We start from the raw sequence: 17,031 nt of genomic DNA, 5'->3' as shown, positions 1-17,031 counted from the left end.
ACGTCATCGGAAAACTATGCGAAATCCAAGATCCGCCGATCGCTGGTCGCATTCTGCCCAGTCTCGAAATGAAGACCGTACCGCGCTTTGCGAACTACCCCACCCGCCTCCTCTGCAAACTCGATCAGTTCCTCCGGAATAGACCGGATCAACTAGTTCCCGCGTTGAGTATTCTTCGAACGTGTCTTCACACCACTCCCAAACATTCCCATGCATGTCGCATATCTCCCAAGCATTGGGAGGGTACTTTCCAACTGGAGATGTTCTTCCGGGATTTTGGCCGCCACAGTCATAGAAAAGAAGTTCAAAACTTACTTCGAACTTGCCATAATTCGCTTTCTCGCAATCGCTTTCATCTCCCCAGGAATACCTGGTCTGTGTTCCGGCTCTGCACGCATATTCCCACTGGGCTTCGGTTGGCAGAGAAAAAAACTGTCCTGAGCTTCGCCGATTGAGCTTTGCCAAAAATTCCTGACAATCTTCCCAGGAAACTCTTTCCACTGGCAGGCTGACTCCTTTAAAAAAAGAAGGGTTTCTGCCCATAATCCGCTTCCATTGAAACTGAGTGACTGGATATTTTCCAATCCAGTATTCCCTAGTCAGCGTCACTTTGTGACGAGGCATCTCTACCCACGTCGCGTCAGCATCTGACTGCTGCGCTCCCATCCAGAAACTGCCGGCAGAGACCCAAATGAAATCCATACCTGTAATTGGCTCAGTCCATGACTTGACATTCCTGATGTTTCTTTTTCTTGAATTTACATTCACGCAGGGATCCTTTTGCACATATCATTTCGCAAACTGAAATTATTTATTGTAGTTGCACTACATGACATCAAGAGTTGATACATGCTCGAAATCCAAGATCCAGTCTGGAAAGATGCGAATACGCCTTGAATCTGTGAGAACTTCTGAGCCTGGATCCTGAAGCATTCCATCCGCCGTTCCGCACAACTCGCGAGGTGTTCGTAGCGTCAACAAGCTCCAGGCCAAGGGACATCCTATCGCTCCTACGTTCCTTTTCAGCGTAATCCACATAGATGTCCCGGCACATCTCCGCTACGTTGCCGCACATGTCATAAATTCCCCAAGCATTAGGATCATACGATCCGACATCGCTCGTCATGCCAGGATTGAATCCTTTGCACCTCTCCTCTATGGCGCCATTTCCGAAATTTGCATGATAGCATTCAATTCCATATCCCCATGGCCACGGCGAGGACGTGCCGGCTCGACAGGCGTACTCCCACTGCTCTTCCGTCGGCAGAGCGAAGCGAATGCGCATGTCATGAAGAAGGCTCAGCCAATCCAGAAAGGCCTCGGCATCATCCCAATCGACACGCACGACGGGCTGCATGGGTCTGTCAAACTCCTTGCGCTCCAGATGCGACAGGTCGTAATCGGGGTACTGGCGACGCAGCGTCTCAACCGCGTCATGCCCGGGGCGGAAAAGTCGGTATGCGCGATTTGTCACCAGGTTGCGCCCGATCCAATAGCCGTGGTCGATGCATACCGTGTGGCAAGGCCGCTCGTATTCCGGCCCAGCGAGATCACCCGGCGAGGCGCCCATATTGAAGGCTCCAGGAGCAATCCAGACGAACTCCATCCGCGTCATGGGTTCGACCCAATCCATCCCCGGAGTAGGAAGAAGTGAAACAGGATGCATAGCGTACCTCGATGACACGCCGAGTTTCTTGGCGCGTTATTGTCTGATCTGTGTGGTTACGAAATCGGACTGCCACTCATTCTCTATGGCGCCAGAATTGCCCACATCGAGCACCATGGCGGCCAGCCTCAGCAAAGGTCGCGGCATGTCCTCATCGGATCTGACAAGCCGAGCGACCCGGGGCTCTTTGCAAATCTTCAAGACGAAATCCCGTCCGCATTTTCCCTGACAAAGCAAAAACTTTGAAAGCTCCTGCGGAAACTCGGCAAGATCCTCTCCAAAGACCACAGGCCAGACGAAATGCCGTTGCTCATATTCGCTGAGGCAGACAAATTCCATCACAGCATCGATCAATTTGGCATAAGCCGCACCGTTAGCCGATTTCGTAACCCGAACCACAGACAGAGCTTCGGGCACCAGACGTTGCTCCTCGGTATCCCGGAGCAGGCAGCCCTCGACAACGCCGAGTTTCACCCTGATCAGGGTAAGCCGCTCCAAACGCTCATTCATCGCAGCTTGAAATCGCAATGATTGGATCCGTTCACGAACACCGGAAATGAAATAATCGATGACAGCTTCGATAACTTCATCTGACTCAATATGGTGGACGATCGACGAAAGCCGGACGTATTCCCGCAAATCCGCGGCATCATCACGCCACTGCTTCAGGCACTGCCTGACCAGCGCGTCATTGCTGTCAAACGCCTTTTCGACGCAGGACTCGATGCGAGCCCAGATTGTTTCGGTATTCCCTCTTCCTTCCATGGTGCCTCCTGACGGCTTGCCGCATGACATTTCAACATTGCGTTGGTGCTGATGGCCTTCACAGGAGAGATTACGGTGGCAAAATGATTATTTTTGAAATCGAATGAAGTTTTGGTGGAAAAGTGTGGGAGGAAAGAAGGGGTCTTCGTTGTTTGATGTGGAATTCATGACGTCACCACGACCTGAATCGTGCATTCAGGTAGACCACGGTGGTGAAATTTCTCCACGATCAGGTATCCTTGGCTCTGGCTGCCTGGAACAGGCTATTGAAACCTTCAAGGCTCGCATTGGTGTGCGTGTGTCGCCAACGATGAAAGTTTTACGGCAAATGCCTCTCCATGCTGGTCAATGCTCCGCTCAAGGATTTCTAATAGAGGGTGTGTACTCGACAGCCTTCTTGAAAAAGTGGGTGATGCGCCAATTGGCGACCGGCTTCGATTCGGCCCGTCGAACCCAGGCCAGAAGGCCATGACAAAAGCCCCGGCATTCCTGCTGGGGCTCTTATGGCTTTATGGGATTCTTAAGATATTCAGGGAGAAGTCGCTGACTTGAAGGCAAGCCCTAAAGAATTGAGTGATCCGAAGTTTTCCGGCAGGGCACCGGCATATCATAAAGCTCAATCTGTCTTTTGTAGATCTGCATGGAAAAATCTCCTTTGTTCATTCAGTTTCAATCATGCAACCCAGCCAATTCGCACCGAAGATCTAATCTGGTCTGTCTGCCAAACTGCCTCGCCGGCAGCCTCCCAGTTATCGAGACGATGTTCAGCCTTTCTGAAAGTGGATTACGGTGACGAAAGACAAAAACTGACAATGAACTAAAAAATACGAAAATTTCTCCGTGCCCTGACACCCTATATGAACCCCATTCCTCCTCCCTGGGAGTCTAGCTTCAACTCCTGCTCCCGCTTCAAAGCGCGGATGAGATCCTCGTGGGTCACGGTCTCCTCCGCATGACGCATCTGGGCTCGAACAGCATGAAAATCTCCAGGGGTAAGCTTCTTCATGAGTGCGAGGCTGGCCTCGAGAGTGGCCGGTAGCGTTGTCCCAACCATTGGAGCGAGCATCGACGAATACAGCGCTTTCGCCTGCTCAAACTTGGCATAACCAAAACTGACCTTATGGCTGAACCTGCGCATTACAGCCGGATCCATCAGATCCCGTCTGTTCGTCGTGCAGACGCAAATACCCCGGCACTCCTCAAGTGCGGTCAGGAATTCATTGACTTGCGTGGTTTCCCAGGAGTGTGTCGCCATATCGCGCGAGAACAGGAAACTGTCGGCTTCATCGATGACAAGCACCGCGCCCTCTCGCTCAGCGTCAGCAAAAGCTTTGGCAATAAGCCTCTCGGTCATGCCCACATATGGAGCCAGGAGATCGCTGGCGCGGACCACCATGCACTCACGGTCGAGCTTGTCAGCCAGGTATCTGGCAAGGGCGGTTTTGCCAGTTCCTGGAGGCCCGTAAAACAGCATTGTAAACGCTCCCGCGCCAATATCCTCTCCCCGGCGCAGCAGCGAATCTCCTCGCACGAGCTTCTTTTCGAGTTCTTGGACTGAGCCTTCCAGCGTTACGCCTTTAGGGTCATAATTTGAAGCCACGGTTTTCTTCCTGCGCGGCTTTTCTCCACCTGCTTTCAAAAGTGCATAGGACGCTACAACCCGCTTAAGAGCTTGGACAAAGCCCTTTTGCTTGCGCTTACACAAGCTCTTCGCCTGGTCGACGGCCATCTCGATGACCGATGCCGGAACATCGTAGGTCCGCGCCAACTCCTTAAGGGAACTCTCATCAACTCGGTTCAGCACCCCATAACGCTCCAGTATCTGTCGCCACATACGGATACGTTCTTTTCGTCCCAGCGGTTCAAACTGGATGCTAAAATGGAAGCGTCGAAGTACCGCCTCTTCCAGATGGTGCACGTGGTTCGTTATCCAGATGATGCGCTGGCCGGGCTTTTCCATAAAACTGTTCAACCAGGCCTTATCCGTTGTATTCTGCCTGAAAGCAGCAAACATGTCACAATCAAGAAGCCGCTCGGCTTCATCCACCAGCAAGAAAGCTTTTTCATGCCGTGAAACGACGCCAACTCCCGCCATGAGTTGAGCCCGTCGGTCGTGGTCTGCATTTTGCGGAGCGTTCACTGCCCACGCAGAAAGCCCAGAAGCGGCGGCGAGACTGCGCGCGAAAGTGGTTTTGCCTGTCCCTGGAGCACCGTAAAGGAGTATGTGGACGGGACTGTCGCCTGGTTGCTGCAAAAGATCCTGCACATGAGCAATATATTCTTCAGGAATATTGAAGCACTCCAAGGGCAGGACTTCTCCTTTCAAGGGGGCGCAAAAAGACTCCGATATTTTTCTTGGATCGGCCTCATCCCAAAAATCCTTGATGGAATCGGTGAGCACCACGCAACCGTTCCTGTTTTCAGCAACTCCAAGGTTGATTAATTGCTGAATAATCTGTCGACATTTCGATGTTGACATGCCGAGCATATGGGCCATGAAATCCGTGGCTCCAAAACCGAACACCTTGAGGTCATCTTCAAAATACCGCTCAACAGACCTGAATGCCCTGTTCATGAACAAAAATTCGCAAAAATCGATACTCTCTTCATCAAGACCGAAAATATACTGAAGATGCTCAGCGGCACGTGCAAAGGCACGAGGTTTCTTTCTACTAACACGAGAAATGGCTCGACATTGGTCTTGAATGAGGTGGGATAGAAATCTCGAATATTCGGGATGCGTGTCGACAAAATCTCCAAACGCACCGCTGCGCCTGCTAGGAGTAACTTCCAGCAGCTCTTCGTAGTGACGAGATAGTATTTCCGCACTCCGTGTCCCTCCTGGTTTGAGAATCTCTTTGCCGAGGGCCTGCACACAGAAATCCAAACCACCACAGCACCACTCCACGCATTCAAAAAATGCATCGCTGAGTTCAATGTTTCTGTCCAATAGCCTCGTTATCCATTGAGCAGCTTGCAACCTGGCATATCGACTCTCTGGAGTATTGTCTGTTGGGCGAACACCCTTTTGATTAAGATAAAAACCTTGCATAACTCCTCGCAGATGGGGATGATTCGTTCTCATTTCCTGAGGCCGCACAAACCTACAGGTCCATGCGCAAGGCCCATATGATGAACGGGCTCTTCAGGTCATTATTACGGTGATGAAAGAGGAGATTTGAGAAGATAAGGAAAATTCGTAGAACTTATGACTGGATCAATGCAGTTGTATGAAGTATCTGATCTGAAAAATCATGACATCTTTTTGTTTTCAAAAAATTCTAACTGATGTGACTCAACAATTTCTGGTAACTCCCATTTCATCCTCAATTTATCAATTACACGTTTCGGAACAACAGCATCCCTAGATTCATTTTGCAAATAAATATTTTTAAAACTTGATTCTATATATACGACACGAATTCTAGCATTATAAGCAGAGAATAAACTAATACATCTGCTTCTCATTTCACGTGTAACATTTGTCGCATTCCAGATGAATGGTTCTTTTTTTCGAAGAAATATCTTTGCCAGATCACGAGCATGATTCACAACTCGCCCCTGAGATTCAGACGGGTCTATTTTCAGTTCCTTCCGAATCTCATCCAGGGAAATCACCGGCAGTCCACATGAATTATACCTTATCCAGTAGTCCTTACCTGCCCCTGGCAACCCGGAAAGCAAAGTCACCTCAAACGAGGTATCATTAAAAACATCGACAACGGGCGATCTATTCTCTTCCGAGAAATATTTAAAACGGGTGTGCTCTGAAGGAAATGGGAAAGCGGAGTTCAAGCAATTCAAGTCAGAACAATACTCGACGAACATATCCAGACCATCAAATATCTTTTCCCGATCCATTGCTATCCTCCCAAGACAATCTGCCCGGGCGAGCAGCGCCAAGTGGTCACAACGAACGGAGCAACTGATTCTCAGCACAAGTTTTTCAGCATTATTCATCCTCATTAAATGCAATGGTGCTTGATGAAACAATACGAGCTGCACGATCAACTCACGCCGCGTCAGAGGAACGTCACGCTCCCAAAGGTAATTTCGCGCAAGAATCGCACCACGTTGAGCATGTTTTCGAGCGGTAATAACCCCATCATCATCTTTAGTCGTACCAGGCTTCCCAATATCGTGCAGCAGGGCAGCAAGAAACAAATTCTCTCTGTCATCCGGACGGAGGGATCTCCACTCGCTCAGAGCAACCAAAGATTCGCAAACCATCTTAGTGTGCTCCCAAACATCACCTTCCCCATGATACCGATCTGATTGAGGACAACCGCGCAGCGCAGACAGTTCAGGAAATTCGGAACACACTTTATCCCACCGAATAGTCCAGTCCGACTGATCTGGAATCACTTTTTTCAAATTAAACATGGGCAAAAATGTCCACCCCCGGCATGAGCTGATTAGGAATTATTGGTTGTTTGACCCAACTATTTTCTGAAACTGCGACATTATTACAGAATTCACCACGAACATACTTTAATCGATCGACTACTTGGCCATTCTCTTCAATCTTTATGTATATACCCTCCATCATCCTGTCAGAGCAGCAAAGCTTTCCAGCTAACCCATGAGGACTTGAATCAGAGCTACCGCCTTTTCTTCCGCCACTATCTGAATTTTGATAGGAACCACTTCTGAATTGAGACGCTCCTACAAGAGCAAGAAGATCATTTTTACAATCTATCACACCACTTTTTAAAACAGGCACAGAGCACAATTTTGAAGACGCTGTTATCTTACTTCTTAAATCAGTAGATAGAAATATTCTTTCTTGAGTGTCAAAAATATCAAATTCTAGAAAGTAGTGCGGAAGCAAGTCATAGTATATAGTATGCTTAGCATATAACCACTCACCATAAAGAATATAGCGACTTCCTAAAATATCATACAATGAATATTGGTGGCACACAGCCCACTTCTTAAACAGCGAAAATTGTTTTTCTCTTGGACCGCCCGATAAAAAATGCCCCCTGCTTTGCAAAAGCAGCGTCCCGTCAGCAGCGAATCGAATTGCTGCGTTCGCGCCATCAACCTTCTCTTCAATGACCATATTTTTACCAGCGATATGTGCGAAAGGAATCGTTTCCAATTCATCATCACCGGCCTGAAATCGAGAACCTTCCAGATGATTGGTACGAGGATATTTTATTATCAGTGGAATATCACTCATTTTGTCACCATGGCTATCATATGCTCCCGGATATGTTCAAACCGGATATTCCTGACACTGCACCGAGCAAACATGCTTCGAATCATCTCTTGGTCAAACAGATGAATATGCTCCGGATTGTCATCGGGCTTTGATGGAACACTGACTATAACAAAACTTCTGGATACACGGCAGGCCTCAGCCACGGCATCTTCAGGATTCTCCATATGTTCCAGGACCTCCAAAAGTGTCACTCCATCGAATGAGCCGGAATCGAAATCGAGGCTGCGTGCGTCCATGAGTCGCCCCCTCAACCGCCTCATCCCTCCGGCATGAACATCTTGGCAAACACGAATCGCATCTTCATTGAGATCGATAGAAGTCACTTCAAGATCAGGCAACGCTTCTAGGAGAGGCCAAAGAAAAGTTCCGCGTCCAGAGCCTACGTCAAGCAGTGTTGCAGGAAACATACTTTTCAGCATTCCTATAACATGGTGCACTCTCGGCAAAATTTCTTTTCTTTTGAAATGATACAATTTTAAATCTTCATCGCGTCCTTTACTTACAATCTGTTCATCCGAAAAAAATTGTGATTCAGGAAATTTTCCTAGGATATATGCTTTTAAAAAATCCCAATAATATTTTTCTTCATGCATATAAACACTACGCCCCACTTGTTGTGACTTGATTCGAAAAAGAAATCCGCCATGGTTGAAATCCTTCAACCATGGCGGATGTATCAATACTGATTATTTTCCAAACCTTTTGCGACATACTCTACAGCTTCATCAAGCGAGCAAATTTGCCCATCAAGCTGCTTCTCATAGACATCGTTGAGAATCCTGCCAAACATTGGGCCCTGCTTCAGTCCCATCCGGACAAGGTCTCTACCCTGGAGAAGCGGTTTCGGAGCCGTGTTGGTAACATCTTCAGCCTTGGCCAACTCCATCATCTCGTCCACAACCGCTGGATACCTGGACGCGCTACCTCGCCCCAGATTATCGGCAACGATGAGATGTTTAAGTAGACCAAGGCTGCTCGATCGATTGATCTTGTTCGCAAGCTTGCGAACCTGCTTTGCTGTGACATCCCCAGAAATCAAATCCATGTGGTGCTGACAAAGCTGACTCACAGGCTCACGAAGGGCCGCTGGCGCCCCGATCGAATCCAGGAAGGCCGCGGTCATTTCTGATCCAGCTTCAGCATGCCCATGGCACGAGATCCGGCCATCAACCATGGTAGTGGTCAGAGCCTTGCCGAAGTCATGACAAATGCATGCCAGAAGAAGAATCACCCTGCTTTGATGTTCGAGATTCTCTTTGAGCGCGATACGCGCCCCTTCGTCCAGCACCATCTTCGTATGAGTAAGGACACACCCTTCCGGATGATGTGTCGGGTCCTGACGCAGACCATCAAGAGCGGACAATTCCGGATAGAGAACGATAGCTCCCGTATCCTCGAGAAACTGGATGCCGAATGACGGCTTATCTGACTTCGACAGCAGCTTCTCCCACTCACCCCAAATCCGCTCCTTGGACATGGCAAGGACGCGGCCTGAAATAAGCGCACAAAGATAGGCAGTATGCTCCTCAACTCTCAGGCCAAACCTGCCGGCAAATTGCATGCCTCGGAGGACACGCAACGGGTCATCAAGAAATGAGTTCCCGATAGCACGAAGACGTTGCGTTTTCAGGTCCTGAACGCCGTTATGGAAATCGATGATCTCACCATCAAAAGTTTCCATCAAGGCATTCATGCTGAAATCCCTGCGAGCTGAAGCCTCTTCTGGGCTCATGGATGGATCCGGCAGAATCACATAATCCTTATGACCACCACCAGTGGAAACTTCTCGACGAGGCACCGCAATATCCAGATCAGCGCCACAGATCAGCCGGACCTTCACGACATTGAAGCTCTTCCCACACTCGAAAACATCCTGAACCACAGGGATGCCTTTTACCACTTCACAAATGGCATCAAAATCGTGTCCATAGACTTCAATATCGATATCCTTTGAATCATATCCAAAAAATTTGTCGCGGACGCATCCGCCGACAAAGAAAGCCTTGTTTTGGAAGGATTCGTTCAGACGTTCGAGGAAAAAAGGCACTGTGTTCATGGTCTGGATACCTTGGTCTGAAAAATAGTAGGTGTTGATGACAAAATTTTGTTCGCTAGCAGAAAAAAGAAACCCGTGACAGGAGTCTCGATGAGTATATACGGTGACGAACGGACAGTTTTTACAGAGCTATTAAAGATATATATTGACACCATAAGAAGAGAAATCGCACTTCACTTATGGAATGGATCAAAAAAAATAATAACAGTAATTAATTTTAAGAAAATTTATAAAATCAAATTTTACATGATTATACCTAAAGAGATGTTTTATAATCTTTTAATAATTTAATAATATCACAAATACTTTCTATATTATCATTCATAATAATTTTAGATGCATAAAAACAAATTTTTTCAAATATAAAATCATAATCATAGGAATAATTTGAGCATGAACTAAAAATCTCTGCTTCATTATTTACATGCTCTTGATTACGCACAAATAATTGTTTTAAATTATTTTGATTAGTATCGCATTCAATGTAAAATTCATCAAGTTTATTGAAAATAACTAATTTTAAAATATTATTTAAACAATATATCTTGTCTTCATTTAACGAACATGTCAGTCTGGACAAAAATTTATATTTTTTATTTTCATAACTAAATTCAAATTTATTATGAAAAGCAATATTTTCTGTACTGAAAACATGTGACAAGTAACCAAAATAAACAGAATTTTCGTATCCATGCAAAACAGACCAAGAGTATAATGATGTAAAATAGTTATTAGATTCGTAATAAAAACCACACCTTGCCATCTCAATAACAATAATACATTTAGTGTTAAAAATATCAACGGCATTTCGATATTCAGATAAAATTAAAAACTCTTTCGAGTAAGCCTTTCTAAAGTAATATAACGAAAGCGATCTATAATTAACATCAGCGCACCAAATAGCACAATGCAAATAATTCCAAGTCTTAAACAAATCACAATTTAATACACCATCTAAAAAAGAAAAAAAATTTAAACTTAACATATTAAGTTGTTTGAAATTTATTATTAAGCACGCAAATATATCAAATTTTACATTATTAGAAGTCTTAATATTTGAAAGTAATTTAAAAAAATGCCCACTAAAAGAATGATTTTGATACTTTTTATGCATCTTGACAAAAGGAATTATAATTATACAAAATAAATCATATATTTTATATATATCTCGTTCATCACTAATAACCTTTAAACAATTAAAAAAAATTTTAACAGAAATTTGATAGAATCCTTTCTCGACGAGTGAATCAAGTAATATAGAATACCCTCGCAACACACGCTCGCTATCTCTATTATAAATAAAACCTCTTAATAAATTTAATAATTCATTATAAATACTATGATCTAAAGGCGTTTGCCACAGCAAAGAAGTAGTCGTAGCTACCGCCAAATCACGGCATTCAATCATTTTTATATACTCAATTGCTTTATCATGATCATTTAGATCATACACACGACCTGCTATTTCGACTAAACAGTCCTGACTAGGATATCCCTCACCAAGCCTGAATAACTTATAAATATTGTCAATATAATATAACTTCTGACTATCCTCAGGCAAAATATTAAATAAATAGTCATTCACAAACATATCTTCAGCATCACTATTCCAAGAAATTCTCCTGCAATAGTCTAAAATAACCCAATACTCATCTAACTTCATATTCGTATACATAAGATTAAAATAATGATGATCAGATAAAATACCATGTATTATTGACCAAGTTTCTATATCATTTCTAACAAGATTTATACAATATAAAACTTTATCATTATTTGGATATAAAGTGTCAATATATGAAAGTTTTTTATAAAAACTAACTTTTATCCAATCATCAGTGGCATATTTATAACCTAAATAAAACTCATCAAGACATTTAGATACGTAATCTATGTGTCCAGAAAAAGACAATCCACACGCTATATCAATCATTATTATTGATATATTTTTGTCAACACTTCTTAAAGCAAGATCAATAGTTTGAATAAATATTTCTAATTCTAAGAAATTGTCGCATCGAGATATCCAATGGCTTAATATTTCCACTAAAAAAGAACTGTTTCCTTTTTGACAAGAACTATATTGATCTATAAGCGAAATAGACATTTGAAATAAATTGTTCATAGAGCATGTAATAACACACCACTTCAAAACACAAAATTGTATACTACTATCTTCAATGTTAAAGACAAAATCAGGTGAAAAATCATTTATATTATTTTCTAAAGTTAAAATAGCAATATTTGCCAATGTAAATGCTAATACAGCTGAATTTTTAATATTATATATTTTTTTAAAGTTTAATCTAGGAGATTTAGAAAAATACAGATTCATAAACTCCAAAGAAATAATATCATCTTCACTCAAATACTCCATATAACTTTCGATACAATAATTGTTTTCTTCAAATCGCCCATCAATGATCATGTTCTGAAGAACAATAAATACAAGTTTTTTTATTAATGCTTCTTCATGAACATGAGAGATCACTGATAAAGATTCTCTAAACATTCCCTCACGAGACATCCTTTTAACTAAAGTAATTAACAAATGATTAATTTCATACTCTTGTTTGCAGTATGATATATATTTTGTTAAAATATTATTTAAAATTAGTTTTTTAATATGCACCATATCACACTTAAAAACCAATAAAAACAAAACATCTTTTAATTCAGTTGAATCATGTTCTTGAACAAATTTTAAAAGTAAAATAAAATAGTCATAATAGCATGAATCTTTTTTGCTGATAGTAATACGTATTAACTTCTTTGTTAATGAAGGATATGCTCTTATAAGTAAAACTGAAAAATCAAAAGCTAAATTTATATTACTACTTTTAAATATATAATAAATTTTATCTATAAGAGACACACAAAAATTATTACTTATAAATCTGAGATCAATAGTTGAAACATTGTATATTTTAAACACTTCTTCAATCATTAGTATAATTTTATGATTATCAAAAACAATTTTGTTAATATAATTACTACATTCTTTATCCAAAACATGAAGAAATATATTTAAAAAAACTGGATTATTTATATAATCGTCATCAAATAAAATACTTTTTATTTCGTCTAAATCTATATTAGATAAATTCAAAAACAAATATTGTTTTGCTTTGCTAAACAATCTCCCCTCTGAATCTCTTATAACTCGACGAAGCCTCATCGCTGCATAGAGAAATCTTGACAAAGACAATGCTCTATTTGAATTTTCATATAATGTGACTGCATTTTTTAATGTAATAGACTCTAGATTAAAATTTTCACAATATTTTAACTGTTCAGAAAAATACTCTTTATCATTTATTAGTTCCCACATTCCATCTTCATCACCTACATCATACAAATGCTCGGCGGCAAACTTAAAACAATAAACTTTAGCCTCATAATCAGAAAATTCTCTCCAATTTCTGCATAACCATGCTAATAACCCGGAAAACATTAATTTTTCATTATGATAAGTTATTTCTATCCAACTTCGCAATGAATCGTGAAAAAACTTATATTCTTTAATATTTTTCTCAAATTTTTCAAATAACAACTCACGACACAAATCAATTCCGTTAATGATCTCCTGTGTGTCAATATGTATTTTATTATTATGACTCAAAATCAAACGAATCATGTTTACAGAAAGTGCATCTTTAGCTACAGCCAAAATCCGCAGAACATTTAGCGCTACTGCGCCCCCTTGTTGCTGACTTATCCGCTTTAAAGTAGAAGCATAAAGATCTGTCAAACTTGTTGGAATCTTATCTATCGACTCAACCATCCCTCCATGATCATAAATCTGATCACAAAGCAGTTTCAAATATAAAGGATTGCCTTCTGATCGACGACATACCTCAAATACGTACTCTTTATTGAACCCTTTCTGGTATTTATCGACAACATCATACAAAAGTGAAATTATCTCATTATCTGATAATTTCTCTAAATTCTTTTCGCTCTTATTTTCCCTGTCGTGTGTTCGCCACCAATCTTTAACCTCTACTATCTCCCTTGAAAGAATCAAAACATTGAGCCAATAACGGGATTTAGGAATATAATTTCGGATTTCAGGGCACTCATCCAATCCGTCCACTACCAGAAGCACCATTTCATTATTGATCTTATTTTCTATTCTATTCAACCGCTCTTCTAATCTCATTCTCATTTCTGATTCATCATTTCCTATGGGGATCCCTTTTATTTTGTAATACTTATCAAGCTTTTTATTAACATATCTCAAATATTCGGTAACACTTGCGTAAAAACTTGAGCGCTCTATAAAATACTCTATTATAATTACGTTGCTAGGCGATGACGTTTTAGAGCTTTCAGCGCGGACAACTTTTAACGCCTTAGCAACGAGGGCACTTTTGCCTATGCCGGGACCACCCCACACCATGAACGTGCCATGGCCATTGAGCATGAAGTCCTTGATCTCCCGTTGCTCCAACTCTCTTCCTTTGAAGTTCTCTGTGAGTTGCTCGATGTTTGATCGAAAATTCTCAAAATCCCAACCAGGCAACTGACCCCAGTCCTTCAGCGGAAAGACCTTTAGAAATGGCCGCCAGAAATTTGTGTTTCTCCTAAGAGAAGGCAATTCGTAGCTGAGTTGCTCAATCGCCTCCTTTTTTTGGCGAATGGAATTGAAAAAGTAAAAACCTTTACCTTTAATCCCTAGAGGATCTTCTTGGTACACGCCTAACGGCCATATATCGAGCAACTGTCCATCTGGCAGAAGGACTGCGGCTTGGCCAGAGGGCACATCTTTTTCGACGGAAATTTCATCAGGACCCAAAAGCATAATGGTTGATCCTGAATGACCGACCAGCAATCTTAGATCCTTCATCATTTTGCTATCTAAGAGGTCCTGCAAAACCGGATAATACTCCTTGCAGTCTAAAATACACTCATCATCGTCAGGCATCGCTCCATGGGCGTATTTATTACGAAAGCTGACAATACTATGGCGCTTATGTTTAGCTCTCAAGGTTTCAAGATTGACCCAAGCAATTGAAAATGCGCTCATTTCTTCGAGAGCATAGTCGAAAATATAATACCAATTACCCATAGAAGGCTCTCTGAGAACTTGAGATAAAAACAACTTCATATCTTCAGCAATTTTATTTCCACGCATTAAATCTGATACTACCAATACAGAATGCCATTTATATATCCACTCAAAGAGATTTATAAGACGATGAGCTTTTTTAAAAACATTCTCTTCAATGTGAAATTCCTTGACTATAGTGAATAGTGGCCCAGGAATATAGCGATACTTTTCATCATCAAACTTGAATATACCAGAATCAGACATAAAAACCTCTTTCTTTCGCATATACTGAACAAAGTACAAAACGAACTATCCAAAGCCATTAATTCTCATCACAACAAACTTCACTACGTCTTTCGATGACGTGTGATATTTAAAAAAACCTGAAATTTCAATTTATTAAATTCCTTCACGACAAAAAGCCCAAAAGGCCCGACACTGATAAGGCAACTGGTTGAAATTTAGAACCTGTTGCACCGCTTTCAGGGCCTCTTGGGCTTGACGGAGACATGTTTCTACCACTGACTATCGCTCAGCGCCTCGATCAACATGTTCCATATACACAAACCCAACAAACATCCTCTTAACTCTCGTCAACAGTCATTACCAAACGAAATCCGAGATTGATTCTGCCTTCTTGTGCTGAAGCGACACCACGTGCCGAGGACCTCAAGGCATTAGAATAATCAAAATTGCACCCTCCACGACATATACGCGGGTCATGGATGACGGATCGCTCTGGAAACCAGAGTGATGAATACCTTGAGGGAACCTGAAAAGCGCTTTCTGAGCGTTGCAAAAGACAGGGATCAATCTGTATTGTAGCCCCATAGCGACCAGCATAATCTTGGCACCATTCCCAGACATTTCCGCACATATCATATAGCTTCCAAGGATTGGGCGGATAGCACCCAACGGGAGAAGATACCCCAGGATTACGATTTCTGCACTCTTGAGTAAGCCCATTACCATAATTAGCTAGCCAGCACTCCGCCTCATCGCCCCAATAGTATGGAGTAATTGTCCCTGCTCTACATGCATACTCCCACTGCGCCTCAGTAGGCAAAGCAAATTTCACACCTTTCGAGCACTCAGTAAACGTGCGCGCAAACTCTTGAGCATCATACCACGAGATGTTTGTAACCGGTCGGATATCATCTTGAACAAAAGACGGATGAGAAGCCACCAGTCCCTTCCATTGTTTCTGGGTAACCGCATAGATACCCATCCAAAAACCTTTACTCAAAACAACTTGGTGGACAGGTTCTTCGAATTCACAACTTTCCGGGTCATCATTACCGCCCATAACGAATGCCCCAGCAGGAATCCATACAAAACGCATTCCCAATATCGGCTCTACAATACTTTCTCCAAGTTCAGGATTTATGCGGCCCAGAATAATATTTGATTGACTATCGTATTCATAAATTGTTTTAACGTTACGACACTGCTCTTTATTGAATCGCATACTATGTGCTGAAATAATTTTTTTTACATCATATTCATTCTTACAATGTGATTCTATATCAGAATAAAATCTAAAAAAATGCTCAAATATTTCTCTGTATTTTTTTGTTACTTTATTTAATACATAATCAATATTTATATCAGAAAGTTTATTATTAACAAAAGATCCAGCATGGAACGGAAAGTGGCCCGTCAGTAATTTATAAAAAATTACAGCGACAGACCAACGGTCGGACCATCGCCCACAGCGACACCCAATACTACTTGGGCACATATACCCAAACTCAGGCAGACAAGACAAATACTCATTATTATACAGCGCACAATATCTTGATGTACCATAATCACCAACTATCATCAATGAATCTTTGATAAATATATTCGATGGTTTTATATGACCATGTGGAATGTTATAAAAATCTAAAACATCTAAGCACTCCATCAGTTGCTGAAAATAATCGAATGCAACCCCTTCATCACAAGGAGAATCACTGACAATGCTTACAAAATTCTTCTCAATAAATTCAGTTAATACACAAAAATATCCATCTACTGTATAATCAAAATCATGTATTTTTACTAAATGCTTATTCACGCACAAAGATAAATCTTGAACAGCTACACACTCATTCATCAATAATACATCATCATAATAAACTTTGAGCGCATACGGAGCTCCAGAAGAGCTTAGGACATGATATAATTCACCATAAATTCCTGACCCAACAAAAAATTTACACGTATAATCTTTAAAAATTTTTGATCCAACAGCAAATAGTGCCATAACGACCCCACAC

General features: G+C 41.8%; 10 protein-coding genes. All 10 read right to left on the bottom strand.

The genetic code is table 11. From position 1 onward, the window contains the following. Positions 1-3 precede the first annotated feature (3 nt). A complete protein-coding gene (locus DBAC_RS18295; protein WP_015773461.1) occupies positions 4-768 on the bottom strand; it encodes a formylglycine-generating enzyme family protein in 765 nt (254 codons plus the stop codon). 67 nt (positions 769-835) lie between these two features. Continuing rightward, positions 836-1,666: a formylglycine-generating enzyme family protein gene (locus tag DBAC_RS17755; RefSeq protein WP_015773460.1), complete on the bottom strand. Its 831-nt coding sequence runs from the start codon at positions 1,664-1,666 to the stop codon at positions 836-838. A 36-nt stretch (positions 1,667-1,702) separates the two neighbouring features. Then, complete coding sequence (locus DBAC_RS06385; RefSeq protein ID WP_015773459.1) at positions 1,703-2,431, bottom strand: hypothetical protein; 729 nt, start codon at positions 2,429-2,431, stop codon at positions 1,703-1,705. Positions 2,432-3,284: 853 nt separating this feature from the next. Further along, a complete protein-coding gene (locus DBAC_RS06380; RefSeq protein WP_043810539.1) occupies positions 3,285-5,483 on the bottom strand; it encodes an AAA family ATPase in 2,199 nt (732 codons plus the stop codon). Positions 5,484-5,683: 200 nt separating this feature from the next. Further along, on the bottom strand, positions 5,684-6,814 hold the full coding sequence (locus tag DBAC_RS18290) for an AAA family ATPase (RefSeq protein WP_015773456.1): 1,131 nt from the start codon (positions 6,812-6,814) through the stop codon (positions 5,684-5,686). Next, positions 6,807-7,616 carry an RNA ligase family protein gene (locus DBAC_RS18285; protein ID WP_015773455.1) on the bottom strand — a complete coding sequence of 270 codons (810 nt, stop codon included), beginning with the start codon at positions 7,614-7,616 and terminating at the stop codon, positions 6,807-6,809. The genes DBAC_RS18290 and DBAC_RS18285 overlap by 8 nt, the downstream gene beginning before the upstream one ends. Then, entirely contained in the window at positions 7,613-8,251 is a 639-nt protein-coding gene (locus DBAC_RS06370) for a class I SAM-dependent methyltransferase (RefSeq protein ID WP_143890819.1), read from the bottom strand. The genes DBAC_RS18285 and DBAC_RS06370 overlap by 4 nt, the downstream gene beginning before the upstream one ends. An 83-nt stretch (positions 8,252-8,334) precedes the next feature. Beyond that, positions 8,335-9,714, bottom strand: coding sequence for a CCA tRNA nucleotidyltransferase (locus DBAC_RS06365; protein WP_015773453.1), 1,380 nt, complete (start codon positions 9,712-9,714; stop codon positions 8,335-8,337). 256 nt (positions 9,715-9,970) lie between these two features. Next, complete coding sequence (locus DBAC_RS18775; RefSeq protein ID WP_015773451.1) at positions 9,971-15,031, bottom strand: NACHT domain-containing protein; 5,061 nt, start codon at positions 15,029-15,031, stop codon at positions 9,971-9,973. Positions 15,032-15,350: 319 nt separating this feature from the next. Beyond that, positions 15,351-17,018 carry an SUMF1/EgtB/PvdO family nonheme iron enzyme gene (locus DBAC_RS18280; protein ID WP_015773450.1) on the bottom strand — a complete coding sequence of 556 codons (1,668 nt, stop codon included), beginning with the start codon at positions 17,016-17,018 and terminating at the stop codon, positions 15,351-15,353. Between the last annotated feature and the right edge of the window lie 13 nt (positions 17,019-17,031).

The sequence above is a fragment of the Desulfomicrobium baculatum DSM 4028 genome, from assembly GCF_000023225.1.
Taxonomy (GTDB): domain Bacteria; phylum Desulfobacterota; class Desulfovibrionia; order Desulfovibrionales; family Desulfomicrobiaceae; genus Desulfomicrobium; species Desulfomicrobium baculatum.
Note: the sequence above shows the minus strand (reverse complement) of the source record. Positions and strands in the feature narration are given on the sequence as shown.